A 25,190-nucleotide genomic window follows, 5' to 3' on the forward strand; every position below is an offset into this window, starting at 1 on the left:
TCCTGGCTTTCGCCAGGATGACGATGGCGGACAAGGAAAAGGCCGTCCGGATCGCTCCGGACGGCCTCTTTCTCGTACGATGGCGAAGCGATCAGGCTTCGTCGGTCGCTTCCGCGGCGGGAGCTTCGTCCTGCAGCTCGGTCGGGATTTCACCCGGCTCGGCGTTGGGATCATAGTCCTCGGTGAAGCCGGCCTCGTCGCGCTCGAAGAGCTGCGCCATGACGTCGACGCCCTGCGACTGCAGCTCGGCCTCTTCGGGCGAGCGGGCGACGTTGACCTTGACGGTGCGGCTGACCTCGGCGTGCAGCGAGATCTTCACCTCGTGCAGGCCGATCGTCTTGATCGGGCGGCCGAGCACGACGCCCGACTTGGCGACCTTGATGCCGTCCTCGGCGAGCGCCTCGACGATGTCGCGGGCCGAAACCGAGCCGTAGAGCTGGCCGGTGTTCGACGCCTGGCGGATCAGCGTCACCGACTTGTCGTCGAGCGCCTTCGCCTCGGTCTCGGCATTGCCGCGACGGTTGGCGTTGTCGGCCTCGATCTGGGCGCGGTTCGCCTCGAAGACCTTCTTGTTGGCCTCGTTGGCGCGCAGCGCCTTCTTGCGCGGCAGCAGATAGTTGCGGGCAAAGCCGGCCTTGACGGAGACGACGTCGCCGATCTGGCCAAGCTTCTCAACGCGTTCGAGCAGGATCACGTCCATGGTGGCGGTCCTCCCTTCTTACTTGACGATGTAGGGAAGCAGCCCGATGTGACGGGCGCGCTTGATCGCCTGGGCGAGTTCACGCTGCTTCTTGGCGGACACCGCGGTGATGCGGCTCGGGACGATCTTGCCGCGCTCGGACACGAAGCCCTGGAGCAGACGGACGTCCTTGTAATCGATCCTGGGAGCATCCTTCGCGGAGAAGGGGCAGCTCTTGCGGCGGCGGAAAAAGGCGCGTGCCATGATGTTCTATCCCTTCCTTACGCGACTTCGCGGTCTTCGCGACGGGGGCGGTCGCCCCGATCGCCCCGATCGCCACGATCGCCACGATCCCCGCGGTCACCCCGATCGCCACGGCCGTCACGACGGCCGTCGCGGTCACGCTCGCCACGGCGCATCATCGCGGACGGGCCCTGCTCGTGCTCGTCGACGCGGATCGTCATGTAGCGGATGACGTCTTCGTTGATGGCGGTCTGGCGCTCCAGCTCGGCCACGACGCCGGCGGGGGCGTCGATGTGGAGCATGACGTAATGCGCCTTGCGGTTCTTCGCGATGCGATAGGCCAGGCTGCGCAGGCCCCAGGTCTCGGTCTTGGTGACCTTGCCCTGATTCTCCTCGACGATCTTGGTGGCGGCTTCCGCCAGCGCGTCGACCTGGGCCTGGGCCAGGTCCTGGCGTGCGAGAAACACATGCTCGTAAAGAGCCATGTTCGCGTCTTCCTTCTCTTGCCGATCGCTGACGCCGTGCCCATCACGACGCCCCTCCGGCTGTCTTCCAAAAGCAAGCAGGGGCGGAGAGACAGGCTCCCGCCCCGGCTGGCGCGGCCTATGACCGAATCGGCCCGCGAAAGCAACCCCCGCGGCCATCGGGCTTGCCTAAGCCGCATCATTTTCCTAGGGGCGCTCGCCAGACCGAGGGGACGTTTCATCATGCGCGCATTCATCTTTCCGGGGCAGGGCAGCCAGGCTGTCGGCATGGGCCAGGCGCTGGCCGACGCGAGCACCGTCGCGCGCGAGGTGTTCCAGGAAGTCGACGACGCGCTCAGCCAGAAGCTGTTCAAGCTGATGGTCGAGGGCCCGGCCGACGAGCTGACCCTGACCGAGAATGCCCAGCCCGCGATCATGGCCAACGCCATCGCCACCCTGCGCGTGCTGCAGAAGGAAGGCGGCATCAGCCTGGCCGACAAGGCGGCGTTCGTCGCCGGCCACAGCCTGGGCGAATATACCGCGCTGTGCGCCGCCGAGGCGATCGACCTCGCCACCACCGCCCGACTGCTCAAGCTGCGCGGCCGATCGATGCAGGCGGCGGTGCCGGTCGGCGTCGGCGCGATGGCGGTGTTCCTGGGCCTCGACTTCGAAGGCGCCAAAGCGGTCGCCGAGGAAGCGGCGCAGGGCGAGGTCTGCCAGGCCGCCAACGACAACAGCAACCGCCAGGTCGTCGTGTCGGGCCACAAGGACGCGGTCGAGCGCGCGATCGAGATCGCCAAGGCGAAGGGCGCGCGCCGCGCGATGCTGCTGCCCGTATCGGCGCCGTTCCACTGCTCGCTGATGCAGCCCGCCGCCGACGCGATGGCCGAGGCGCTGGGCAGGACCGCGGTGCAGGCGCCGCTGGTGCCGGTCTACGCCAATGTGCTGGCCGCGCCGGTTTCCGATCCGGCCGAGATCATCCGCCTGCTGGTCGAGCAGGTGACCGGCACGGTCCGCTGGCGCGAGAGCGTCGCGGCGATGGCCGATGCCGGCGTCGAGCAGTTCGTCGAGCTGGGCGGCAAGGTCGTCGGCCCGATGGTCAAGGACATCACCGACAGGGCGACCGCGACCAGCGTCGTGACCATGGCCGATATCGAGGTGCTGGCCGCTTCGTTGTAATCCGCCGTCATCCCAGCGAAAGCTGGGATCTCATTTCTCCTTGCCGGCGAAAGGCAGGGAGATTCCAGCTTTCGCTGGAATGACGAAACAGGGAAGGTGAAAGCCATGTTCGATCTTTCAGGGATGACCGCGCTGGTGACGGGCGCTTCGGGCGGCATCGGCTCGGCGATCGCCGGGGCGCTGGTGCGGCAGGGCGCGAAGGTCGCGCTGTCGGGCACCCGCGAGGACGCGCTGAAGGCGGTGGCGGCGGAGATCGGCGGCGAGACCGTGATCCTGCCGTGCAACCTCGGCGACGCGGAAGCGGTCGACGGCCTGATCCCCCGCGCGGTCGAGGCGCTGGGCGGCAAGCTCGACATCCTCGTCAACAATGCCGGCGTCACCCGCGACAACCTGATCATGCGGATGAAGGACGAGGAATGGGACCAGGTGATCTCGGTCAACCTGGAAGCCGCCTTCCGCCTGATCCGCGCCGCCGCCAAGCCGATGATGAAGGCGCGCTTCGGCCGCGTCATCACCATCACCTCGATCGTCGGCACCACCGGCAATCCGGGGCAGGCCAACTATGCCGCGTCGAAGGCCGGCCTGGTCGGCATGTCGAAGGCGCTGGCGCAGGAACTGGCCAGCCGCAACATCACCGTCAACTGCGTCGCCCCCGGCTTCATCGCATCGGCGATGACCGACGTGCTGGCGGACGCGCAGAAGGAGGCCCTGCTGGGCAAGATTCCCGCCGGCAAGCTGGGCGAGGGCGGCGACATCGCCGCCGCCGTCGTCTATCTGGCCAGCCAGGAGGCATCCTATGTCACCGGCCAGACGCTGCATGTGAACGGCGGGATGGCCATGATCTGATGATATTGCGGTTGCGCTTGTCGCTTCCCACGTCATCAAAGCATGCTTGCAAGCAATCCCTGCCCTCGTTAGGGCAGGCGACAGAAACCCTAAGGAAGGTTTAGAACATGAGCGAGACCGCCGAGCGCGTTAAGAAGATCGTTGTCGAGCATCTGGGCGTCGAGGCCGAGAAGGTCACCGAGGAAGCCAGCTTCATCGACGATCTGGGCGCGGACAGCCTCGACATCGTCGAGCTGGTCATGGCTTTCGAAGAAGAATTCGGCGTCGAGATTCCCGACGACGCGGCCGAGAAGATCGCGACCGTCAAGGACGCCATCAGCTATATCGAGAGCCACAAGGGCTGATCGTTCCACCCGCCGGCCGATGATCGACCGGGGCAGGTGACAGAGCCGAGGCTTTTCAGCGGCTCCCCGACCCCGGGCAATCCGATGGGACGGGGAGCCGTTTTGCCGTTCAAGAAGATTTTCAGGAGAATGCCATGCGCCGCGTGGTCGTAACCGGATTGGGTCTTGTCACGCCGCTCGGCGCGGATGTCGAGACCGCCTGGGCCAATCTCATCGCCGGCAAGTCGGGCGCGGGGCGGATCACCCGCTTCGACACGACCGAGCAGGTCTGCAAGATCGCGTGCGAGGTCAAGCCCGCCGACCATCCTTATGGCTTCGATCCGAACAAGCGCGTCGACCATAAGGTGCAGCGGCAGGTCGATCCCTTCATCATCTACGGCATCGATGCCGCCGGCCAGGCGCTCGAGGATGCCGGCCTGACCGAGATGAGCGAAGAGGAAAGCTACCGCGCCGGCCTGTCGATCGGTTCGGGCATCGGCGGCCTTCCCGGCATCGCCAGCGAGTCGATCGTCTGCGAGACGAAGGGGCCGCGCCGCGTGTCGCCGCACTTCGTCCATGGCCGCCTGATCAACCTGATCTCTGGCCAGGTCTCGATCAAATATGGCCTGCGCGGGCCGAACCATGCAGTCGTCACCGCCTGTTCGACCGGCGCGCACGCGATTGGCGACGCCGCGCGAATGATCGCGATGGACGATGCCGACGTGATGCTGGCGGGTGGCGCCGAGGGCGCGATCTGTCCGCTCGGCATCGCCGGTTTCGCCCAGGCGCGCGCGCTGTCGACCGATTTCAACGACGAGCCCGAAAAGGCCTCGCGTCCCTATGACAAGCGTCGTGACGGCTTCGTCATGGGCGAGGGCGCCGGCATCGTCGTGCTCGAGGAATATGAGCATGCCAAGGCGCGCGGCGCGAAGATCTATGCCGAGGTGATCGGCTATGGCCTGTCGGGCGACGCCTATCACGTCACCGCGCCGCATCCCGATGGATCGGGCGCCTATCGCTCGATGGCGATGGCGCTCAAGAAGTCGGGCCTGCAGCCGTCTGACATCGACTATATCAACGCCCATGGCACCTCGACCCCGCTCGGCGACGAGCTGGAGGCCGGCGCCGTCCGCCGCCTGTTCGGCGACGCGCTCAAGACCGTGTCGATGAGCTCGACCAAGTCGGCGATCGGGCATCTGCTCGGCGGCGCCGGCGCGGTCGAATCGATCTTCTGCATCCTGGCGATGCGCGATCAGATCGTGCCGCCGACCCTGAACCTCGAAGATCCGAGCGACGGGCTGGAGGACTTCGACCTGGTTCCGCTCAAGGCGAAGAAGCGCCCGGTTCGCGCCGTGCTCAACAACAGCTTCGGCTTTGGCGGCACCAACGCCAGCCTCGTCATGCGCAAGCTCGAGGATTGAGCCGCCGCCGGAGGAGACCTTCGATGATCCGCCGCCTGATCGCGCTTGTCCTGATCCTCGCGCTGGTCGGCGGCGGAGCGGCGCTCTGGGTATCGCGCGACTGGTGGGGCGAAGGCCCGCTCCAGAAGCCGGCCAGCATCCAGGTGAAGAAGGGCGACACGCTCGCCTCGGCGGCGCGCGCGCTGGAGAAGGCGGGGGCGATCCGCTCGACCACCGGCTTCCTGCGCTTCGCCCGCCGCTTCGGATCGCAGGACCCGGTCCGCGCCGGCGAGTTCGAGATTCCGGCGCGGGCGAGCGGGGCGGAGATCCTCGACCTGCTCCAGCACGGCAAGCCGGTCCAGCACCTCGTCACCATCCCCGAGGGGATGCCGTCGATCCTGGTCCAGGAACGGCTGATGGCCGAGCCGCAGCTCACCGGCACGATCGCGGTGCCGGCGGAAGGATCGATCCTGCCCGACAGCTACAGCTTCGAGGCGGGCGAGCCGCGCGGGGCGGTGCTGGCGCGGATGCAGGCGGCGATGCGCGAGGCGCTCGATTCGGCCTGGGCGGCGCGCAAGCCGACCACCGTCGTCACCTCCAAGCGCGACGCGCTGATCCTCGCCTCGATCGTCGAGAAGGAGACGGCGGTCGCCTCCGAGCGGCCGATGGTCGCGGCGGTCTATTCGAACCGCATCCGCGAGGGGATGAAGCTGCAGGCCGATCCGACCGTGATCTACCCGATCACCCAGGGCAAGCCGCTGGGCCGCCGCATCCGCCTGTCGGAGCTGCGCGCCGTCAACGGCTACAATACCTATGCCTCGGCCGGCCTGCCCGAGGGACCGATCGCCAATCCCAGCAAGGCGGCGATCGAGGCGGTGCTCGATCCCGCGAAGAGCCCGGCGCTCTACTTCGTCGCCGACGGCAAGGGCGGCCATGTCTTCGCCAACACGCTCGCCGAGCACAACGCCAACGTCCAGCGCTTCTACGCCATCCGCCGCTCGCGCGGCGAGATGTAACGACTGACGTCACCCCAGCCCCTCGACTGCCTGTAAGGCAGGCGCTCGGGATAAACTTCGGCCTCTGGCCGAAAGGCTGGGGTCCATGTCTCTCATCAGCCAGATGGCATCTGAGAAGAATATAGACATGGATGCCTGCCTCCGCAGGCATGACGGTCAAAGGGGAGGGAGCCGTAGCCTCAGCGCAGCCAGCCGCGCTTCCTCGCCCAGCCGGCGAACCAGAGCTCGAAGACCGCGATCAGGATGATGACCGCCGGGAAGATCGCCGCGCCCCAGCCCATCAGGTCCTGGACCTTCGCGACTAGGAAGCTGTGCCCGAACTGGACGATCACCGCGATCACCGAGACCAGGTAGAGCGGCTGCGCCCAGTTCCGCCGCGCCAGCAGCGCGACCGAGCCGAGGGTGCCGCTCCACACTGCGACGCCATAGACCCACCACAGCCAGCCGGGCATGCCCTTGATGCAGTCGGCGGCGAGCTTGCCCATCTCGGCGACCATCTTCTCATAGGGCGTGGTGAGCTGGCTATAGAAGGCGAAGATGCCGGCGACGCCCCAGAGCAATAGCACGACGGCGAGGACCCAATACCAGGCGGGAACGCTCTTCGTTTCGGCAGTGTCGTTCATCATCCTTCTCCCTGCAATGATCGATCCATTGTCCTGACGACGGATGGGCGGGCCGCGATCCGACAGGCGCGGCGAAAAATCAGCCCAGCAGGCCCTGCGTCTTGGCCCAGCAGGCGAAAGCGATCTGGGCGACGGCGACCAGCGCGATGACGGCCGGGAAGGCGAGCGAGCTCGCGCCCAGCTTCGACGCGCCCTTGTAGACGCCGAAGAACCAGCCGAACTGGACGATGACGCCGACCAGCGATGCGACGAACAACGGGCCGGCGGCGGCGCAGCGGCACAGCAGCGCGATCGCGCCGAGCAGTCCGGCGCCGACCGCGACGACATAGGCGGCCTTCACCGTCGCCGGCATCGCGATCCAGGCGGCGCGCTGCGCCTCGGGCAGGCTGGCGAGCTTGTCGGGGCTCATCCGCATCTGGCTGAAGCAGGCCAGGCAGCCGACCGCGTTCCAGACCAGCAGGATCGCCGTGACCACCCAATACCAGACAGGCACCATCGCGATCCTCCCTTACCGCTCAGCGCGCGGGAGGATGCCCCTCTTTGGGAGCCATGACAATGGGAAGGGGATCGCCTGCCCGCAGCGGATCGAAGCGGACGATCTCGCGCAGGCTGACCAGCGTCTCGAAGCCGCGGATATTGTCGTCGGAGGCCAGCACCTCGTCGGCGAAGCGCTGATAGGCCTCGATCGACGGCACGCTGACCGTCACCAGGAAGTCGGTGCGTCCGGTGACGTTCCACGCCCCGATCACCTCGGGCCGGCTCTCCAGCGTCCGCGCGAAGAGCTGTTCGACCTTGAGGCCGCTCTGGGCGAGCTCGACCAGCACATGGATGGTGATCGCCGGCGCGAGCCGCGACGGATCGATCAGCGAGACGTCGGCGACGATGATGCCGCCGCTCCGCAACCGCCGCAGCCGGCGGAGCACCGCGCTTTCCGACAGGCCCACCTGATCGGCGATCGTGCGCGCCGGCTGCTGGTTGTCGCGGCGGACGATCGCGATGATCCGCCGGTCGAAATCGTCGAGGTCGATGGAATCCGTCATCTGATCGCTATCTTTGCCTGATCTCATCACCCAGTGACAGAAATCGCCGAACATCGCCAGCCGGCTTGGGCTAGATCGGCGGCATGAGCAGCAGTCTCTCCACCCGTCCGCGCTTCGACGTCCAGCTCGCCGCCGCCTATGCCGCGCTGATCGGGTCGATCACCGCCTTCTGCGTCGGCACCTCCTTCGCCAAGCGGCTCTTCCCGCTCGTCGGCGCGGAGGCGACCAGCGCTTATCGCGTCGGCTTTGCCGCGCTGATCCTGCTGACCGTCTGGCGGCCCTGGCGCGGACGGATCACTCGCGCCGACCTGTTCGCGACGATGCGCTACGGCGCGGCGATGGGGATGATGAACCTGTGCTTCTACATGGCGCTGCGCACCATCCCGCTCGGCCTCGCCATCGCGATCGAGTTCAGCGGGCCGCTCGCCGTGTCGCTGCTCCATGCGCGCCGCCCCGCCCATTTCGCGATGGTCGGGCTGGCGGTCGCGGGGCTCGCCCTGCTGCTGCCGATCGGCCCCGGCGATCATGGCCTCGATCCCGTCGGGATCATGTTCGCGCTGGGGGCCGGGCTGTGCTGGGCGCTCTACATCCTGTTCGGCAAGCGGCTGGGCCATCTTCCGGGCGGCCAGTCGGTGTCGATCGGCATGGCCACGGCGGCGCTGATCGTCGTGCCGATCGGCATCCACCAGGGCGGGCTCGCGCTGCTCGATCCGCGGCTGATGGCGCTCGGCCTCGGCGCGGCGATCCTGTCGAGCGCGATCCCCTATTCGCTCGAGATGGTCGCGCTCAAGCGGCTGTCGCACAACAGCTTCGGCATCTTCCTCAGCCTCGAGCCCGCCGCCGGCGCGCTGGCCGGCGTCGCGCTGCTCGGCGAGCATCTGACCGCGCTCCAATGGCTCGCGGTGCTGCTCGTCGTCATGGCCTCGGCCGGGACGATGCTGTCGGCGGAGCCGTCCGAGGCACCGCCGTCCGCCGGGTCCTGACGGTCGGTTAGAGGCGCAGCCCTTCGGTCTCGTCGAGGCCGAGGGCGATGTTGAGGTTCTGGACCGCCGCGCCCGCAGCACCCTTGCCGAGATTGTCGAGCGCCGCGATCAGCCGCGCCTGGCCCGCCTTCTCGTCGGCATGGACGAACAGTTCGAGCCGGTCGGTGCCGGCCGCCTGCTCGATCGTCAGTACCGGCCGGTCGTCGGTCGCGACCCGGACGATCCGGCTGCCGTCATAGGCGGCGGCCAGAAGCTCGCGGATCGCGGCGCCGGTCGGGCGGCCGGGTAGCAGGTGCAGGTGCAGAGGCACCTCGACCAGCATGCCGCGATAGGTCCTGGCGACCGAGGGCAGGAAGATCGGCGGATGGACGAGGCCGGCGCGCTTCTGCATCTCGGGCACATGCTTGTGGCCGAGGCCCAGCGCATAGGCGCGGAAGGCGGTGTCGGTCGCGTCGGGCGAGGCGGGGTCCTCGAACATCGCGATCATCGACTTGCCGCCGCCCGAATAGCCCGAGACGGCGTTGACCGAGAGCGGCGTGTCGGCGGGCAGCAGCCCGGCGCGGACCAGCGGCCGGACGAGCGCCAGGAAGCCGGTCGGATAGCAGCCGGGGTTGGAGATGCGGGTCGCGCCCGCCAGCGCCTCGCGCTGGCCCGGATCGAGCTCGGCGAAGCCATAGGCCCAGTCGGCGGCGGTGCGGTGCGCGGTCGATGCGTCGATCACGCGGACCGCCGGGTTGGCGATCAGCGCCACCGCCTCGCGCGCGGCGTCGTCGGGCAGGCACAGCACCACCGCATCGGCGGCGTTGAGCGCCTCGGCGCGCGCGGCCGGGTCCTTGCGCCGCTCCTCGGCGACGGCGAGCAGTTCGATGTCGGCCCGGCCCGCGAGCCGATCGCGGATTTCGAGGCCGGTGGTGCCGGAGGCACCGTCGATGAAGACCTTGGCGGTCATGGATATAGTCTCCGCCGGCCCAGGATCGGCCGGTCATGATGGGGTTGCAGGCGGGCGACGACGTCGGCGAGGGGCTCGATCACCACGCTCATCCAGTGCGCATTGGCATGGATCAGCCGGTCCTCGTCCACCATCAGGCCGACATGGCCGGGAAAGCTGACGACGTCCCCGCGTCGGAGGCGGGCCTCCTCGGGCAGCGGCGTGCCCAGCGTCTCGCGTTGCATGTCGGTGTCGCGCGGGGCGGCGATGCCGCAGGCGGCGAGGGCGACCTGGACCAGCCCCGAACAGTCGATGCCGTCCGCGCCGCGCCCGCCCCACAGATAGGGCGCGCCGAGCAGCCCTTCGGCGACGCCCACCGGATCGTCGGACAGCGTGTCGGCCGCGACGACGTGGCGCGCATGGACGAAGCCGTCCCCGGTCGCGAGGAAGCCGTCGTCGCGCATCTCCCCGTACAGCCGCGCGCCGAAGGGCAGGGTGCCCAGCATCGGCGCCTTGATCGACGGGCCGGCAAAGCGCAGCGCCTCGCGGACATGGACGCGGTGGGTGGCCGGGACGACCGGCGCCAGCAGCCGCGCGTCGACATAGCCGACATAATGGTCGTGGACCGAAAAGCCCCAGGCCCAGCCGCCGGTCAGGTCGAGGATGGCGAAGTCCTCGCCCGGCAGGAGCTGGGAGACCGCCTCCGCGTCGGTGCTGGCGGCCTTGCGCATCATCGCCGCGACGCCGCCCGCCATCGCCGGCATCGGCGCGGCATAATGGGGGGCGAACAGGGTGCCCGCGAGCGCCACGTCGGCGATGTCGGGGCGATAGGCGTTGATCCGCGGATCGAGCCTGCGGGTCGGTCCGTCGAGATGGAAGGCGGCGGCGGGCCGGCCGCCGCCGGTGAAGCTGTCAGCCGCGGGCCCTCTCGAGATCGATGGATTTTCCGAAGGCATCGAGGAAGGCGGCCCCTTTTTCGGTCTTGGCGACGAAGATGTTGCGACGGTCGTTGTCGTCGCGTTCGCGGCGCAGATAGCCGAGCGAGCCCAATGTATTCAAGGCGCGCGTTATCACCGGCTTGGAGACGCCCAGTTGCTGGGCCAGGCCGCGCACCGTGTGGGGGCCGGGGGTGATGTAGCTGATCAGCAGCAGGGCCATCTGCCGGTTCGTCAGATCGGGCTGCCCGGAGCGGACGTAGGAGACCAAGGCTCGCATCCACTGGGAAAGCTGGTTTTCGGACATGGTACGCGCCCTTCGCATAGGATCCTGTCGAGGGGTGGGTGCAGACCCACTCCTCGGCCGGACAACGCGGGCCGCCCCATTTCGTTTCACCGGGCGACGGCAATGGCTGCGATTTGTCGCTGAAAACCGGCGTCCAGTCTCAGGGCGTAACGAATCTGGCCCTGAGCATCGCGAAAGCGGCGCGCAGGCCGAGCGCGTCTCCGCCCTTGGGCCGGCCCGGCCGGGCGGAGGGGCGCCAGGCGAAGGTGTCGAAATGCGCCCAGGGGGTGGCGTCGGGCACGAAGCGCTGCAGGAACAGCGCGGCGGTGACCGCGCCGGCCATGCCGCCTTCGCCGGCATTGTTGATGTCGGCGGTGGTCGACTTGATCATTTCGGCATAGTCGGCCCAGAGCGGCATCCGCCAGACCGGGTCGGACACGGCGACCGCCGCCGCGAGCAGCTCGGCGGCGAGCGCGTCGTCATTGGCGAACATCGCCGGCAGGTCGGGCCCCAGCGCGACGCGGGCCGCGCCGGTCAGCGTCGCGAAGTCGAGGATCAGGTCCGGCTTGTCCTCGCCCGCGCGGGCGAGCGCGTCGCCGAGCACCAGCCGGCCCTCGGCGTCGGTGTTGCCGATCTCCACCGAAATCCCCCTGCGGCTGCGCAGGATGTCGCCGGGGCGGAAGGCGTCGCCCGCCACCGCATTCTCGACCGCCGGGATCAGCAGGTGGAGCCGCACCGGCAGCCGCGCGCCCATCACCAGCCCGGCGAGCGCCAGCGCATGGGCGGCACCACCCATGTCCTTCTTCATCAGCAGCATCGCCGAGGAGGGCTTGAGGTCGAGCCCGCCCGAATCGAAGCACACGCCCTTGCCGACGATCGCGATGCGCGGGTGGGCGGGGTCGCCCCATTCGATCTCGATCAGCCGCGGCGCCCGGTCGCGCACCGCGGCGCGGCCGACCGCGGCGATCATCGGATAGCCCTGGTCGAGCGCATCGCCACGGGTGACGCGGAACTCGGCGGCATGCGCCTTGGCGACCGCCTCGGCCGCGTCGGCCAGCTCGGCGGGCCCCATGTCGGCGGCCGGCGTGTCGACGAGGTCGCGGACCAGCGCCACCGCCTCGGCCAGCGCGACGGTGGGCGCGATCGCGGCGGCGTCCCTGGTCAGCAGCACGCGGGCGGGGATCGAATCGGGCTTGGCGAGGTAGCGGTCGAAGCGGTGGTGCGCGAGCAGCCAGCCCAGCGCCCCCGGCAGATGATCGTCGCCCCCGTCGCCGTCGATCCGGTAGGTGCCGGCCGGCAGCTTCTGGGCGATCGCCGCTATGTCCCACGGGCCCGGCGCCTTGGCCTTGCCGAACGCCGCCGACCATTCGCCGTCCTTGCGGCCCGGCAGGATCAGCAGCTCGCCGGGCTTGGCCTTGAAGCGGCCGGCTTCGGCCAGCGCGCGGACCTGCGCCGGCTGGTCCTTCAGCCAGGCGTCGAGGCCGTCCGCCGCGACCGGCGTCAGGCGGTGGGCGGGTTCGCCGCGATCGGGCAGCAGGAGGCCGGCGAAATCGGTCATGGTCACCCCTGGCGATCGATCAGGATGTGCATGCGGGCGGTGGCGATCGGCTTCGACCGGTCGTCCTGCCAGCACATCGCGCTGGCATTGGCGACGCGCTTGCCGATCCGGACGATCTGGGCGAGCGCATGGGTCTCCGTCATCAGCCCGCCGCGCAGATAGTCGACCGCGATGTTGATCGGCTTCACCTTGGGCAGGCCGGTTTCGCGGAATTCGTGGGCGAGCGCCTCGTAGCAGGACATTTCGAGCAGGCCGGCGATCACGCCGCCATGGATGAAGCCCGGCCGTCCCTCGATCGCGGGGCGCCAGCTCACGCTCAATATCGGCTCGCCGGTCGCCCGGTTGGGATGCGCGCCGATCACCTCGGCATAGGGCGAATCGAAGTCCATCAGTCCCCCGTGAAGAAGAAGGTGGCGAGCGAATGGGCGATCGGATCGGCCGGATCGCCGTCATGCGCGACGCAGCGGACGAAGGCCACGCTGCGCGTCACCTTGTAGCAGGTCGCCCGCGCGGTGATCGCGCGGCCGGGCGGCGCGGCGCGGACATAGTCGATCCTCAGGTCGAGCGTCGCCATCGGCCGCACCGCCTTGATCTTCGCGGCGATGGCGAGGCCCGACGCGCTGTCGATCAGCGAGATGATCGGGCCGGAGGCGAGCACCCCGTTGGCGGCGTTCATCGCCAGCCGCGGGTCATAGTCGAAGGCGAGTTCGGCCCAGTCGTCGCCATGGTCGACGCGGCGCAGGCCGATCTCCCCGGCATGGCCGTCCATCAATCGCTTCAGGGAGGAGGAATCGAACAGTTCGGTCATGGTCGTTCCGGCATAGGCGCTTGAAGCATCGGCGCAAGCCCCGGGGGCGCCTCCACCCCCTATCGTCATCAAGTCAGTTGAGGCTGGAGATTGGCAGCGTCGCGGATGCGAGCATTGGCGATGCAGATGATTTTGCGCATGAGGGCGGCGAGAGCGAGGCGTTTGGGTTTTCCAGCGCGGACGAGTGCGTTGTAGAAGTCTGCGAGAGGATTTTTGCCGCGAGCGGCGGCGAGGGCGGCGATGAAGAGGGCGGGCCTGATCTGCCTTCGTCCGCCTGAGCTGTGTCGGCGGGCCTGGAGTTTTCCGCTGTCTCTGGGATGAGGGGCGCAACCAGCGAGGCTTGCGGCCTGCCGGCGGTTGAGAGAGCCGAGTTCGGGCATGGTTGCGATCAGGAGAGGAGCGAGGACGGCGGCGACGCCTGGGATGGATCGCAAGGCGCGAGCGCGGGAGCTGAGGTCGCGGTGTTGGTTGATGAGCTCCTCGATCTGAACCTCGATGGTGCGGATACGGTGTTCGAGATCGGCGATATGGTCGCGGATGTCGTCGGCGACGAGATGCCCACGAGGGGCCTTGAGGCGATTGGTTTCCTGGCGCTTCATGGCGACGAGATCGAGGCGTCGTGAGACGAGGAGGCTGATCTGGGCCTGGCAAGGCTCGGGAGGTTGCCAGCGCATCAGGCCGGGACTGCGGTCGATGGCGTAGCGGCTGAGCCAGCGGGCATCGATGGGGTCGGTCTTGGCGCGTTTGCCGAAGGAGCGGATATAGGCCTTGATCTTGGCGGCATCACCGCGGTGAACGGGGATGGCGAGGCCGCAGAGGACGGCGAGGAGCTTGTCCTCATGGCCTCCGGTCGCTTCGCATACGGCCAGATCGCGGTTGCGCAGCGGATCGAGCGCGGCCGTGAGGGCCTGGGTCTCGTTGGCTATGGTGAGGGTCTGGCCGGTTACGCTGTCGAACAGGGTCACGCTGTCCTGGGATACGTCGAGGCCAAGAGCTGTCTGGATTTCGTCGGCATATCGTATCATCTTGGGGTCCCATGCTTCGAATTGTCTGCGGGCGTGCCGAAAGGCGGCCCATTCAAGTCAGCAAGCGATGCGAAGCTGGGGCGACAAGAGCCCTGGATGACGTCGGTCGTTTCGACCTATTCCCGCACGGGCGCCTTGCCGCCACGAGCTGCGGGGTGGCCACCCCGCAGCTCGTCTCGCCAGCCACCCACTCTTAAATCATTTTCCCGAGAGACAATTCCCGCGAAAGCGGGAATCCATGGACGGCGGCCCGCAAGAGACGAAATGCTCCGTGACCGTGGATTCCCGCTTTCGCGGGAATGACGGAAAGGTCAGGAAGTCCGCGGGAGCCGATCACGACCGGAAGGGGGCTAGATCGTGGTCTGCGATCCCAGCTCCACCACCCGATTGGGCGGGATGCGGAAGAAGTCGGTCGGGTCGGACGCGTTGCGGTAGAGGAAGATGAACAGCAGGTCCTGCCAGAAGGGCATGCCGCTGTGCTTCGACGGGCGCAGCGTCGACCGGCCGATGAAATAGCTGGTCTGCATCGGCTCCAGCTTGTTGTCGCCATGGCGCAGCGCGAAGGCCAGGTCGCGCGGGATGTCGGGGCTTTCCATGAAGCCGTAGTTGAGCACCGCGCGGGTGAAATTCTCGTCGATGTTGGTCATGTCGAGCCGCTGGGCGGGGGGCACGGCCGGCTGGTTCACCGTGTTGATGGTCAGCGCCAGGTTGCGCTCGTGCAGGATCTTGTTGTGCTTGAGGTTGTGGAGCAGCGCGCTCGGCGCGGCCTCCATCCCCGACGACAGGAAGATCGCCATGCCGGGCACCCGCTCGGGCGGTCGGGCGCGGAGCATGCGCGCCAGCTCCTCGAGCTCGATCGCCTGGCTCTGGTCGATCGCCAGCAGCAGCTTGCGCCCGCGCACCCAGGTCACGATCAGCAGGCCGACCCCGCCCGCGACGATCAGCGGCACCCAGCCGCCCTCGTAGATGCGCAGGATGTTGGCGCCGAAGAAGAACAGGTCGAGCAACAGCAGCGGCACGATGACGGCGACCGTCAGCGGCCAGCCCCAGCCCCAGCTCCGCCGCACGACGAGGAAGGCGAGGCAGGTCGTCACCACCATCGTCCCCGACACCGACACGCCGTAGGCCGCCGCCATCGCCGAGGAGGAGCCGAAGCCCAGCACCAGCACCATCACCCCGACGAACAGCAGCATGGTGATCGTCGGCAGGTAGATCTGCCCGGCGGCATGTTCGGAGGTCTGGCGGATCTTGAGGCGCGGCAGCAGGCCGAGCTGGATCGCCTGGCGGGTCAGCGAATAGGCGCCGGTGATCACCGCCTGGCTGGCGATCACGGTGGCGCAGGTCGCCAGGATCACCAGCGGGATGCGGGCGAGGCCGGGCGCCATCAGGAAGAACCAGTCCTGGTTGACGAACTCGACTCCCCGCGCCGACGCGACCTCCAGCCGGTGGAGCGCGAACGCGCCCTGGCCGAGATAGTTGAGCGCCAGCGCCGGGAAGACGATCGCCAGCCAGCCGGTGCGGATCGGCTTCGCGCCGAAATGGCCCATGTCGGCGGTCAGCGCCTCGGCGCCGGTCACGGTCAGGAACACCGCGCCCATCACGAACATGCCGGCGACGCCGTGATTGGCCATGAACAGCACGCCGTTGTGCGGCAGCAGCGCGGCCAGGATCGCCGGCTGGTCGGCGATGTGGATCAGGCCGATGCCGCCGATCGTCACGAACCAGACCAGGCAGACCGGGCCGAACAGCCGTCCGACGATCCGCGTGCCGCGCGCCTGCATCAGGAACAGGCCGATCAGGATCGCGGAGGTGATCAGCAATATCTCGCCGCGCGACACCGAATGTTCGAGGCCGGGAATGGTCTTGAGGCCCTCGACCGCCGACAGCACCGACAGGGCGGGGGTGATCACCCCGTCGCCGTAGAACAGCGCCGCGCCGATCGCGCCGAGCGCCATCACCAGCGTCCGGCGGCGGCGGGTCGAGCGCTGCGCCAGCGTCATCAGCGCCAGCACGCCGCCCTCGCCGTTGTTGTCGGCGCGCATCAGGAACAGCACATATTTGCAGGTGACGACGAGGATCAGCGCCCACAGCGCGAGGCTGAGCACGCCGAGGATCTCGCCGGCGACGATCCCGTCCTCCGCCGCCTGGCCCAGCGCCTCGCGAAAGGCGTAGATCGGGCTGGTGCCGATGTCGCCGAAGACGACGCCGAGCGCGCCCAGCGTCAGCGCCGCCATGCCTTCTTCGCGGAGACGGCCCTTGCGCGGCGGCCCTTCGGGGTCGGCCATGTCGTTTCGCATCAAATACGCCCTCAAGCGGCGAAGCCGGCGCGCCGCTTAGGCCTCTCTACGAAGGAATGCACGTAGAATCTCGCGGCGATGCGGCATTGTTTGCGTGGGAGGGGCAATCGCGGTAAAGGCGGGTTCGAACTGCCTCGGCGGCACGTCCGAATCGACGTTGCCGCCGGGGCTTCTCTGTTTCCCGCGCCCCCGGAGGCCCGATAGATGACCCGCCGCCGCCAGATCTACGAAGGCAAGGCCAAGATCCTGTACGAGGGCCCCGAGCCCGGCACGCTGATCCAGTATTTCAAGGACGACGCCACCGCGTTCAACGCCCAGAAGAAGGGCACGATCAACGGCAAGGGCGTGCTCAACAACCGCATCTCCGAGCATATCTTCACGATGCTCGGCACGATCGGCGTCCCGACCCATTTCATCCGCCGCCTCAACATGCGCGAGCAACTCATCCGCCAGGTCGAGATCGTGCCGATCGAGGTCGTGGTCCGCAACGTCGCGGCCGGCTCGCTGACCAAGCGGCTGGGGATCGAGGAGGGGACCCAGCTCCCCCGCACGATCATCGAATATTATTACAAGGACGACGCGCTGGGCGATCCGATGGTCGCCGACGAGCATATCGCCTGCTTCGGCTGGGCCAGCCAGGAGGAGATGCACGACATCGCCGACATGGCGATCCGCGTGAACGACTTCATGTGCGGCCTGTTCGCCGGGATCGGCATCCGCCTGGTCGACTTCAAGCTCGAATTCGGCCGCTTCTGGGACAATGACTATAGCCGCGTCATCCTGGCCGACGAGATCAGCCCGGACGGCTGCCGGCTGTGGGACATGGCGACCGGCGAGAAGCTCGACAAGGACCGCTTCCGGCAGGACCTGGGCGGCGAGGTCGAGGCCTATCAGGAGATCGCCCGCCGGCTCGGACTGATGCCCGACGGCGAGAATATGATCCTCGACCTCGAAAGCCACCGCAAGAATCGCGGCAAGTGATTTCAAGGGCTTAGGTCGGGTCGTTTCGGGAGCGTCCCTGGGGCGCCCCGGCCTGCCGCATTCTCGCCGCATTTGGTCGCAGCGCCTATTTACAACCGCGCGACTAGACATAATCTGACGCCTCGATCACGCGGCCTCCGAGCCGCCGAGTCGAGGAGGGTCGGATCATGGCGGCACCCCGTTTCGAACATCCTTCCGCAGCGCCGCTGACGCTGCTGCTGCCCGACCTCGACGGCGGGGAGCCGGGCTATTGGCTGCGCCACTGGATCGACAGCCGGATCGACTGCCGGCTGGTCGACCTCGGCCAGGCGCGCCGTCCCGATCGCAACAGCCTCGTCACCCGCCTCGACCATGCTCTGCGCCGTCTCGACGCGCCGGTCATCCTCGTCGGCCATGGGGTGGGGGCGCTGACCATCGCCGCCTGGGCCGGGCTGATGAGCAGCGAGAGCGAGGCGGCGGTCGCCGGCGCGCTGCTGATCGCGCCGGGCGACCCCGCGGCGGCCGACGCCGATCCGCGCCTTAGCGATTTCGCGCCGCTGCCGTCGGAGGTCTTCTCCTTTCCGGCGCTGCTCGTCGCCAGCGACGACGATCCCGCGCTGTCGCCCGATCGCGCCTTCAGCCTGGCGCGCCAGTGGGGCGCCGGCTTCGCCCGCTTCGGCGCCTGCGGCCATTTCGCGCCGGCCGACGGCCTCGGCTGGTGGCCCGAGGGCGAGGAGCTTCTCGATCGCTTCATCGACCTGGTCGAGCCGGGGCGTGTCCGGGCCCAGGCGCAGGACGGGCTCGACCGGCTCGCCCAAAGCCTGCCGCCGCGCGATCGCGGCTCCTCCTCTCCGCTGTTCCGCCCCTAGCGGGCGGACGACCGGTTCCGCCCCAGGGCGGCTCGAGCGCCCCGTCCGTCCCAACTCCGGGGGACGGGCGGGGTTGCTTCCTTTCGCGGGCGTCCCATTTCCCTTCGCGATCGGCGCGATGAAGCTGAACTGTCGAGCCGCCAAACTATTCCGATGTGGCATAGGGGCCGCCTGCGCTCTATGGGGTCCCCGACGTGGCCGAGAGACGGTTTTGAAAGGAAGTTTTTCATGAGCAGCCGTACGGAAGCGGTGAAGATCGCCCCGAACGACGCCTTCAACATCCAGACGGTCCTCTGGGTGAAGCATTGGAACGAGCATCTGTTCAGCTTCGCGGTCGATCGTCCGGCGTCGCTGCGGTTCCGCTCGGGCGAATTCGTGATGATCGGCCTGCCGACCGAGGCGCGCCCGCTGCTGCGCGCCTATTCGATCGCCAGCCCCTCCTATTCGGACGAGCTGGAATTCCTGTCGATCGCGGTCGAGGATGGCCCGCTGACCTCGCGCCTGCGCCACATCATCGCGGGCGACGAGATCTATCTCGCCCGCAAGACCACCGGCACGCTGGTCGCCGACGCGCTGACCCCGGGCAAGCGGCTGTTCCTGCTCGCCACCGGCACCGGCCTCGCGCCCTTCCTGTCGGTGATGCGCGATCCCGACATCTATGAGCGCTACGAGCAGGTGGTCATCGTCCACAGCGTCCGCCACCTCAGCGACCTCGCCTTCCGCGACCTGCTGGAGAGCCGGCTGGCCGGCGACCCGCTGGTCGAGGAGGAGGCCGCCGCCAAGTTCCGCTACCTGCCGATCGTGACGCGCGAGCCTTTCCCGCGCCAGCAGCGCATCACCACGCTGATGGAGAATGGCGGCCTGTTCGACGGCATCGACGGCGAGCCGAAGCTCGATCCGGCGACCGACCGCGTCATGATGTGCGGCAGCATGGACATGATCCGCGACTCCTCGGCGATCCTCGAGCGGCTCGGCTTCGAGGAAGGCTCGAACGCCAAGCCCGCCGATTTCGTCATCGAGAAGGCCTTCGTGGGCTGATCAATTTTAACCGTCACCCCTGCGGAGGCAGGGGGCCATGTCTCTCGTCAGCCAGATGGCATCTGAGAAGAATACAGACATGGACCCCAGCCTTCGCTGGGGTGACGGTGTAAAGGGGGAGACTTACCCCCTCGGCTTCAACAACACGTCCAGCCATGCCGAACCGCCCTCGATCCGTTCCAGGCGCGGATAGCGGTTGCCGCCATAATAGGGGATGGCGACCGTCCGATACTGGTCGCCGCGCCGGACCAGCAGCTCGATCGGCTTGCGCGTCGTCGTCGCGTCGTCGATCCGCTCGGCAAGCTTGGCGCCATCGAAGCTCTCGCCGTCGAGCGCGACGATGCTGTCGCTGTTGGTGAGGCCTGCGGCGAAGGCCGGGCCGTCCCAGATCACCTGCTCGATCCGGCGGTCGCCGCTGTCGATCACGAGGCCCAGCGAATAGCTGAAGTCGGCGACCTTGCGCCGGCGCTCCTCGATCCGCCAGAAATTGGTCGGCTTGTTCGAATAGACCAGCCGGTATCCGCCCTTGGCGATCCAGTCGAGCGGCGCATGCGGGCGGGCCTGCTCGACCCGGTCGCGCAGGAAGCCCGCCCAGTCGTGGGCGGCGATGCCGTCGAGCGTCGCGACGACGTCGTCGAGCGTGTAGGTCAGCGTCCCCCAGTCGCCGTCGCGCATGCCGAAGAAGGCGCGCGCGAAATCGTCGAGCGAGCGCCGCCCGCCGGTCAGCGCGCGCAGCTGCATGTCGACGTCGAGCCAGACGAGCATGCCCTCGTTGTAATAGTCCTCCGACCGCTGGAGGCTGGTCCAGGGCTGGGGCCGGCGCGCGGCGATGATCGGGTCGTTGGTGGTGTCGATCAGCGGGCGCCATTGCCGGCCCGGCCGCCCGTCGAGCTGCGCCGCCGCCATCGCCAGATAGGCGAGCGTGTCGTCGGGCGAGACGAGGCCCGATCGCGCCTGCAGCACATAGCCCCAATATTGGGTCTGCCCCTCATAGACCCACAGCAGCGAGTTGCGCATCGGCACGCTGTAGTCGGGGGTGTAGAGATCGGCCCCGCGCCGATACTTGCCGTTCCAGCTATGGACATATTCGTGCGGCAGCAGGTTGTGCCGCGCGGTCTGTTCCTCCCAGCGGGTGAAATAGCCGGTGGCGACGCCGTTCTCGCTCGACCGTTGATGTTCGAGGCCGATCCCGCCGAGCCGGTCGCTGATCGACAGCAGGAAGTCGTAATGGTCGTAATGCTGGGCGCCGAACAGCTTCACCGCCTGGTCGACGAGGCGGCGATGCGCCTCGATCTGGGCGTCGCTCGCCTGCAACTCGTCGGGATGGTCGGCGGCGACGTTCAGGCGGACCTTGGGGCTGAGCTGGACCTGCCGGAAATAGCGGCCCGCCAGCAGCGGGCTGTCGACCAGCGTCTCGAAATTGACCGGCTGGAAGGCGACCGTCGCCGATCCCCTGGGCGAGGCGGGCTCCAGCGCCGTGCCATAGCCCCAGCCGGCGGGCAGCACCGCGCTGGGGGCGACCATGATCCGCCGGGTGAAATAGCCGGCCGGATAGAAGGCGGTCAGGTTCCATTGCAGGCTCAGCATGTCGCCGGTCATCACCACCCGGCCCTGCGAGCTGCTGGTGGGCGAGACATAGTCGAACGACAGCGCGATCGACCGGGCGCCCTCGGGCACGTCGACCTGGATCGCGTAGACGTCGACCGGGTCGCGCTTCCACGCCAGCGGCCGGCCGTTGGCGGCGATCGCGATGTTGGCGATGTCGTCGATCGGCCCGCGCGGCGCATGGTTGCCCGGCAGCCATTGCGGATAGAGCAGATAGAGCCTGCCCGCGCCGGCGACCGGAATCTGCTCGCGGATGCGGAAGACGCCGCGCGCCACGTCGGTCGCGTCGACGGTCAGCTCGATCGTGCCGGGATAGGCGATGTCGCGGGCGGCGGGGACCTGGCGCTCGATCGGCAGCGGCTGGGGCAGGCTGAGCTCGATGGCGGTGGCGGGAGCGGCCAGGATCAGGGCCAGGAGGGAAAGCGGAAGCGAGGGGAAGCGGTGCATCGGCAGGCGGCATCCATTCTGGTTATCGACCCAGCATGCCGCCTTGCCGCGCGTTCGTCACCCCTTCCTCTGCGTCGGTCCGTTGCGGACCGGCCGGCGCCATTCGACGCGGATGTCCTCGGTGGCCGGCCAGGCCTGATGTTCCGCCCACCAGCGGATCGCGCCGCCGATCCGTTCGCGCAACCCCATCGGGCGAGGGGTTGCCTGCTTCGTCCTTATCTGTGCCATCATCATGTCCTCCTTGGTGACGGCCTTTCAAATATGCCTGTTCCTTGTCCGGCGCCAATCGGTTATCGATCCTCCTAGATAAGGAGGGTTTATCATTATGGCCCGACAGATCCCGCCGCTCAGCGCGGTGCGCGTGTTCGAGGCTGCGGCCCGGCACCTCAACTTCACCCGCGCCGCCGAGGAACTGGCGATGACCCAGGCGGCGGTCAGCTACCAGATACGGATGATCGAGGACCGGCTGGGCACGCCGCTGTTCGTGCGCAGCGGCCGGCGCGTCTCGCTCAGCCCGGCGGGGCAGCGGCTGGCGCCGGCCGTCACCGCCGCGTTCGACCGGCTCGACGAGGCCTTCGCCAAGGTCCGTCTCGCCGAAAGCGGGGTGCTGACGATCAGCGCCGCGCCCGGCATCGCCGCGGGCTGGCTCGGCCCGCGCCTCGCCCGCTTCCAGCTCGCCAAGCCGGATATCGCGGTGCGGCTGCTCGCCAGCCACGAGCTGGTCGACTTCGCCCGCGACGAGGTCGACGTCGGCATCCGCATCGGCCAGGGCGAGTGGCCGGGGCTGCGCGCGATCGAGATGTTCGGCGCCGAGTTCACGCCGATGTGCAGCCCGGCCTATATCGATCGGATGGGGCCGTTCACCGATCCGGCCCAGCTTCTCGACACGCTGCGGATGAACTCCGACGACGTCTGGTGGCGGGCGTGGTTCGCGGAGGTCGGCGTCGCCGTCCCCGACGATCTCGACCGTGGGTCGATCCACGTCGACTCGCAGGTGATCGAGGGCATGGCGGCGACGGCCGGGGAGGGGGTGGCGATGCTGACGCCGCGCTTCTGGCCGTTCGAGCTCGCGACGGGGCGGCTCGTCCAGCTCTTCCCCCATGTCGGCGACGGCGGCAGCTTCTGGCTGGTCTATCCCGAGCACAAGCATGGTTCGCCCAAGGTGAAGGCTTTTCGCGAGTGGCTGATGGCCGAAGTGCGGGCGGGCTGAAATCCTCCCTGAGCGAAGCTCGGGGAGGGGGACCGCCGCAGGCGGTGGAGGGGGGCGCGTTAGCGCCGTCTTGCGACCCCACCCCTCCACCATCCTGCGGATGGTCCCCCTCCCCATCTGTGATGGGGAGGAACTTGGAAGCGGCGACTTTCCTCGCTAGAGCTTGTCCATGACCGATATCGCCGAGCTGCCCGAAGACAGCGTCCGCAACACCCCCTTCGACAGCGCCCTGTCCGATCGTTATCTCGTCTACGCCCTGTCGACGATCACGGCGCGCTCGCTGCCCGACGTGCGCGACGGGCTGAAGCCGGTGCACCGGCGCCTGCTCTGGGCGATGCGGCTGCTGCGGCTCGATCCGGCGTCGGGCTACAAGAAATGCGCCCGCGTCGTCGGCGACGTGATCGGCAAATATCACCCGCATGGCGACCAATCGGTCTATGACGCGATGGTCCGCCTCGCCCAGACCTTCTCGCTGCGCTACCCGCTGGTCGACGGGCAGGGCAATTTCGGCAATGTCGACGGCGATAACGCCGCGGCGATGCGCTATACCGAGGCGCGGCTGACCGCGGCGGCGGGCGAGCTGATGGCCGGCCTCGACGAGGGCACGGTCGATTTCCGCCCCACCTACAATGGCGAGGAGGAGGAGCCGGAGATCTTCCCCGGCCTGTTCCCGAACCTGCTCGCCAACGGCGCCAGCGGCATCGCCGTCGGCATGGCGACCTCGATCCCGCCGCACAATGTCGCCGAGCTGATCGACGCCGCGGTGCTGCTGATCGACAAGCCCGAGGCCGAGACCGCCGAGCTGCTCGACCATGTGAAGGGCCCCGATTTCCCGACCGGCGGCGTGCTGGTCGACAGCCCGGCGACGATCGCCGAGGCCTATGCGACGGGGCGCGGCGCCTTCCGCGTCCGCGCGAAGATCGAGAAGGTCGACGAGAAGGGCGGCGGCTGGCACCTGGTGGTCAGCCAGATCCCCTATCAGGTCCAGAAGTCGAAGCTGATCGAGCAGATCGCCGAGCTGATCAACGACAAGAAGCTGCCGATCCTCGCCGATGTCCGCGACGAGAGCGACGAGGAGATCCGCATCGTCCTCGAACCGCGCAGCCGCACGGTCGACGCCGACATGCTGATGGAGAGCCTGTTCCGGCTGACCGAGCTGGAGGTCCGTGTCTCGCTCAACCTCAACGTCCTCGACGACACGCGCACGCCGCTGGTGATGAGCCTCAAGCAGGCGCTCGCCGCCTGGCTCAAGCACCAGTTCGAGGTGCTGATCCGCCGTTCGCAGCACCGGCTCGCCAAGATTGCCGACCGGATCGAGCTGCTCGACGGCTATCTGATCGTCTATCTCAACCTCGACCGGGTCATCCAGATCATCCGCGAGGAGGACGAGCCCAAGCCGGTGATGATGGCCGAGTTCGGGCTGACCGACCGCCAGGCCGAGGCGATCCTCAACATGCGCCTGCGCAGCCTGCGCCGGCTCGAGGAGATGGAGCTCACCCGGGAGCGCGCGACGCTCGACGCCGAGGGCAAGGAGCTGGAGGCGCTGATCGCCAGCCCGGCGCGGCAGCGCACCCGAATGAAGCGCGACCTCGCCGCGCTGCGCGAGCGCTACGGCCCCGAGACCGCGCTCGGCGCGCGCCGCACCCTGCTGTCCGAGGCCGCACCGGCGCGCGAGATTCCGCTCGAGGCGATGGTCGAGCGCGAGCCGGTGACGGTGATCCTGTCGCAACGCGGCTGGATCCGCGCGATGAAGGGCCATCTCGACGAGGCGGCGCAGGCGGCGGTCAAGTTCAAGGAGGGCGACGGCCCGGCCCACGCGATCCGCGCCCAGACCACCGACCGCATCCTGCTGGCGACCGACCAGGGCCGCTTCTACACCCTGCCGGCGGACAAGCTGCCCGGCGGCCGCGGCTTCGGCGAGCCGGTGCGGCTGTTCGCCGACATCGACGCCGACGCGCGGGTGGCGGCGCTGCTGGCGGCGAAGCCGGGCGCCGAGCTGCTGCTCGCCTCGGGCGACGGCAAGGGCTTCGTCGTCGACATGGCCGACGTCACCGCCGAGACGCGCAAGGGCAAGCAGGTCGTCAACCTGCGCGAGGGCGGGCGGCTCAAGGTCGTCCATCCGGTCGCGCCGACCGACGACTATGTCGCCGCGATCGGCGACAACCGGAAGATGGTGATCTTCCCGCTCGGCGAGCTGCCGCGCATGGCGCGCGGGCAGGGCGTCACCATCCAGCGCTACAAGGACGGCGGCCTGTCCGACGCGATCAGCTTCAGGCTCGACGACGGGCTGAGCTGGACGATGGGCGGGGATACCGGGCGGACCCGGACCGAGGCCGACCTTACCCCGTGGCGCGCGGCGCGCGGCGCGGCGGGACGGATGCCGCCGGTCGGCTTCCCCCGCGACAACCGGTTTCGGGGATAGCGGCGG

The 25,190-nt window shown here is 68.5% G+C and carries 27 protein-coding genes; 11 read left to right on the forward strand and 16 right to left on the reverse strand.

What is annotated here, in order from left to right; translation table 11 throughout:
* Nucleotides 1-91 precede the first annotated feature (91 nt).
* Genes rplI through rpsF form a run of 3 tightly spaced genes read right to left on the reverse strand, consistent with a single transcriptional unit; the run spans nt 92 to nt 1,407 of the window.
* Nucleotides 92-700, reverse strand: a complete 609-nt coding sequence (gene rplI / locus HRJ34_RS02250; protein WP_011950936.1) for a 50S ribosomal protein L9 — start codon at nt 698-700, stop codon at nt 92-94.
* 18 nt (nt 701-718) lie between these two features.
* Nucleotides 719-943 (reverse strand): 30S ribosomal protein S18, encoded by a 225-nt coding sequence (gene rpsR / locus HRJ34_RS02255; RefSeq protein ID WP_011950937.1) that lies wholly within the window; start codon nt 941-943, stop codon nt 719-721.
* A gap of 17 nt (nt 944-960) precedes the next feature.
* Nucleotides 961-1,407 (reverse strand): 30S ribosomal protein S6, encoded by a 447-nt coding sequence (gene rpsF, locus HRJ34_RS02260; protein ID WP_208633222.1) that lies wholly within the window; start codon nt 1,405-1,407, stop codon nt 961-963.
* 222 nt (nt 1,408-1,629) lie between these two features.
* On the opposite strand from rpsF, the gene fabD reads away from it, so the two are divergent.
* The 5 genes from fabD (at nt 1,630) to mltG (ending at nt 6,150) form a co-directional block, all read left to right on the forward strand.
* Nucleotides 1,630-2,565, forward strand: a complete 936-nt coding sequence (gene fabD, locus HRJ34_RS02265) for an ACP S-malonyltransferase (RefSeq protein WP_208633223.1) — start codon at nt 1,630-1,632, stop codon at nt 2,563-2,565.
* 105 nt (nt 2,566-2,670) lie between these two features.
* Nucleotides 2,671-3,411, forward strand: coding sequence for a 3-oxoacyl-[acyl-carrier-protein] reductase (gene fabG / locus HRJ34_RS02270; RefSeq protein WP_011950939.1), 741 nt, complete (start codon nt 2,671-2,673; stop codon nt 3,409-3,411).
* 107 nt (nt 3,412-3,518) lie between these two features.
* Nucleotides 3,519-3,755: an acyl carrier protein gene (locus HRJ34_RS02275; protein WP_011950940.1), complete on the forward strand. Its 237-nt coding sequence runs from the start codon at nt 3,519-3,521 to the stop codon at nt 3,753-3,755.
* Between the two features lie 134 nt (nt 3,756-3,889).
* Complete coding sequence (gene fabF / locus HRJ34_RS02280; RefSeq protein ID WP_011950941.1) at nt 3,890-5,155, forward strand: beta-ketoacyl-ACP synthase II; 1,266 nt, start codon at nt 3,890-3,892, stop codon at nt 5,153-5,155.
* Between the two features lie 23 nt (nt 5,156-5,178).
* The gene (gene mltG, locus HRJ34_RS02285) at nt 5,179-6,150 is read left to right on the forward strand and encodes an endolytic transglycosylase MltG (RefSeq protein ID WP_208633224.1); all 972 of its coding nucleotides are present in this window, start codon (nt 5,179-5,181) and stop codon (nt 6,148-6,150) included.
* 179 nt (nt 6,151-6,329) lie between these two features.
* Here mltG and HRJ34_RS02290 read toward each other — a convergent pair whose 3' ends face one another.
* The 3 genes from HRJ34_RS02290 to HRJ34_RS02300 form a co-directional block, all read right to left on the reverse strand.
* Nucleotides 6,330-6,773, reverse strand: coding sequence for a hypothetical protein (locus HRJ34_RS02290; protein ID WP_226948717.1), 444 nt, complete (start codon nt 6,771-6,773; stop codon nt 6,330-6,332).
* Between the two features lie 79 nt (nt 6,774-6,852).
* Nucleotides 6,853-7,269, reverse strand: coding sequence for a hypothetical protein (locus tag HRJ34_RS02295; protein WP_029991852.1), 417 nt, complete (start codon nt 7,267-7,269; stop codon nt 6,853-6,855).
* A 19-nt stretch (nt 7,270-7,288) separates the two neighbouring features.
* Nucleotides 7,289-7,813: an Lrp/AsnC family transcriptional regulator gene (locus HRJ34_RS02300; RefSeq protein WP_226949011.1), complete on the reverse strand. Its 525-nt coding sequence runs from the start codon at nt 7,811-7,813 to the stop codon at nt 7,289-7,291.
* Between the two features lie 83 nt (nt 7,814-7,896).
* Here HRJ34_RS02300 and HRJ34_RS02305 point away from each other — a divergent pair, with 83 nt between their 5' ends.
* The gene (locus tag HRJ34_RS02305) at nt 7,897-8,796 is read left to right on the forward strand and encodes an EamA family transporter (protein ID WP_011950946.1); all 900 of its coding nucleotides are present in this window, start codon (nt 7,897-7,899) and stop codon (nt 8,794-8,796) included.
* Between the two features lie 7 nt (nt 8,797-8,803).
* Here the strand turns inward: HRJ34_RS02305 and argC are convergent, their stop codons facing one another.
* The 8 genes from argC to HRJ34_RS02345 all read right to left on the reverse strand — a co-directional run bounded on the left by argC (nt 8,804) and on the right by HRJ34_RS02345 (nt 16,633).
* Nucleotides 8,804-9,745: an N-acetyl-gamma-glutamyl-phosphate reductase gene (argC, locus tag HRJ34_RS02310; RefSeq protein WP_208633226.1), complete on the reverse strand. Its 942-nt coding sequence runs from the start codon at nt 9,743-9,745 to the stop codon at nt 8,804-8,806.
* Nucleotides 9,742-10,680 carry a C40 family peptidase gene (locus HRJ34_RS02315; RefSeq protein WP_208633227.1) on the reverse strand — a complete coding sequence of 313 codons (939 nt, stop codon included), beginning with the start codon at nt 10,678-10,680 and terminating at the stop codon, nt 9,742-9,744. The genes argC and HRJ34_RS02315 overlap by 4 nt, the downstream gene beginning before the upstream one ends.
* The gene (locus HRJ34_RS02320; protein WP_011950949.1) at nt 10,637-10,966 is read right to left on the reverse strand and encodes a MarR family transcriptional regulator; all 330 of its coding nucleotides are present in this window, start codon (nt 10,964-10,966) and stop codon (nt 10,637-10,639) included. Before HRJ34_RS02320 ends, HRJ34_RS02315 begins: the two co-directional genes overlap by 44 nt.
* Before the next feature lie 139 nt (nt 10,967-11,105).
* Nucleotides 11,106-12,503: a leucyl aminopeptidase family protein gene (locus HRJ34_RS02325; protein ID WP_208633228.1), complete on the reverse strand. Its 1,398-nt coding sequence runs from the start codon at nt 12,501-12,503 to the stop codon at nt 11,106-11,108.
* A gap of 2 nt (nt 12,504-12,505) precedes the next feature.
* On the reverse strand, nt 12,506-12,892 hold the full coding sequence (locus HRJ34_RS02330) for a PaaI family thioesterase (RefSeq protein WP_011950951.1): 387 nt from the start codon (nt 12,890-12,892) through the stop codon (nt 12,506-12,508).
* Complete coding sequence (locus tag HRJ34_RS02335; protein WP_029991857.1) at nt 12,892-13,311, reverse strand: PaaI family thioesterase; 420 nt, start codon at nt 13,309-13,311, stop codon at nt 12,892-12,894. Before HRJ34_RS02335 ends, HRJ34_RS02330 begins: the two co-directional genes overlap by 1 nt.
* A 68-nt stretch (nt 13,312-13,379) precedes the next feature.
* Nucleotides 13,380-14,336: an IS110 family transposase gene (locus HRJ34_RS02340; protein ID WP_030093295.1), complete on the reverse strand. Its 957-nt coding sequence runs from the start codon at nt 14,334-14,336 to the stop codon at nt 13,380-13,382.
* Nucleotides 14,337-14,686: 350 nt separating this feature from the next.
* Nucleotides 14,687-16,633 (reverse strand): potassium transporter Kup, encoded by a 1,947-nt coding sequence (locus HRJ34_RS02345; protein WP_208633229.1) that lies wholly within the window; start codon nt 16,631-16,633, stop codon nt 14,687-14,689.
* 204 nt (nt 16,634-16,837) lie between these two features.
* Between HRJ34_RS02345 and purC the strand changes: the two genes are divergently transcribed.
* The 3 genes from purC to HRJ34_RS02360 all read left to right on the forward strand — a co-directional run bounded on the left by purC (nt 16,838) and on the right by HRJ34_RS02360 (nt 19,500).
* On the forward strand, nt 16,838-17,614 hold the full coding sequence (gene purC, locus HRJ34_RS02350) for a phosphoribosylaminoimidazolesuccinocarboxamide synthase (protein ID WP_016744035.1): 777 nt from the start codon (nt 16,838-16,840) through the stop codon (nt 17,612-17,614).
* 167 nt (nt 17,615-17,781) lie between these two features.
* The gene (locus tag HRJ34_RS02355; protein ID WP_011950955.1) at nt 17,782-18,462 is read left to right on the forward strand and encodes an RBBP9/YdeN family alpha/beta hydrolase; all 681 of its coding nucleotides are present in this window, start codon (nt 17,782-17,784) and stop codon (nt 18,460-18,462) included.
* A gap of 228 nt (nt 18,463-18,690) precedes the next feature.
* Entirely contained in the window at nt 18,691-19,500 is an 810-nt protein-coding gene (locus HRJ34_RS02360) for a ferredoxin--NADP reductase (protein WP_208633230.1), read from the forward strand.
* A 123-nt stretch (nt 19,501-19,623) separates the two neighbouring features.
* Here HRJ34_RS02360 and HRJ34_RS02365 read toward each other — a convergent pair whose 3' ends face one another.
* Together HRJ34_RS02365 and HRJ34_RS02370 are read right to left on the reverse strand one after the other, a co-directional pair.
* The gene (locus tag HRJ34_RS02365; protein ID WP_208633231.1) at nt 19,624-21,552 is read right to left on the reverse strand and encodes a M61 family metallopeptidase; all 1,929 of its coding nucleotides are present in this window, start codon (nt 21,550-21,552) and stop codon (nt 19,624-19,626) included.
* A 57-nt stretch (nt 21,553-21,609) separates the two neighbouring features.
* The gene (locus HRJ34_RS02370) at nt 21,610-21,783 is read right to left on the reverse strand and encodes a hypothetical protein (RefSeq protein WP_158305137.1); all 174 of its coding nucleotides are present in this window, start codon (nt 21,781-21,783) and stop codon (nt 21,610-21,612) included.
* Between the two features lie 94 nt (nt 21,784-21,877).
* On the opposite strand from HRJ34_RS02370, the gene HRJ34_RS02375 reads away from it, so the two are divergent.
* Together HRJ34_RS02375 and parC are read left to right on the forward strand one after the other, a co-directional pair.
* Nucleotides 21,878-22,762, forward strand: coding sequence for a LysR substrate-binding domain-containing protein (locus HRJ34_RS02375; RefSeq protein WP_016744038.1), 885 nt, complete (start codon nt 21,878-21,880; stop codon nt 22,760-22,762).
* A gap of 169 nt (nt 22,763-22,931) precedes the next feature.
* Nucleotides 22,932-25,184 carry a DNA topoisomerase IV subunit A gene (parC, locus tag HRJ34_RS02380; protein ID WP_011950959.1) on the forward strand — a complete coding sequence of 751 codons (2,253 nt, stop codon included), beginning with the start codon at nt 22,932-22,934 and terminating at the stop codon, nt 25,182-25,184.
* Nucleotides 25,185-25,190: the final 6 nt, after the last annotated feature.

The organism is Rhizorhabdus wittichii (assembly GCF_017607425.1).
Classification (GTDB): domain Bacteria; phylum Pseudomonadota; class Alphaproteobacteria; order Sphingomonadales; family Sphingomonadaceae; genus Rhizorhabdus; species Rhizorhabdus wittichii.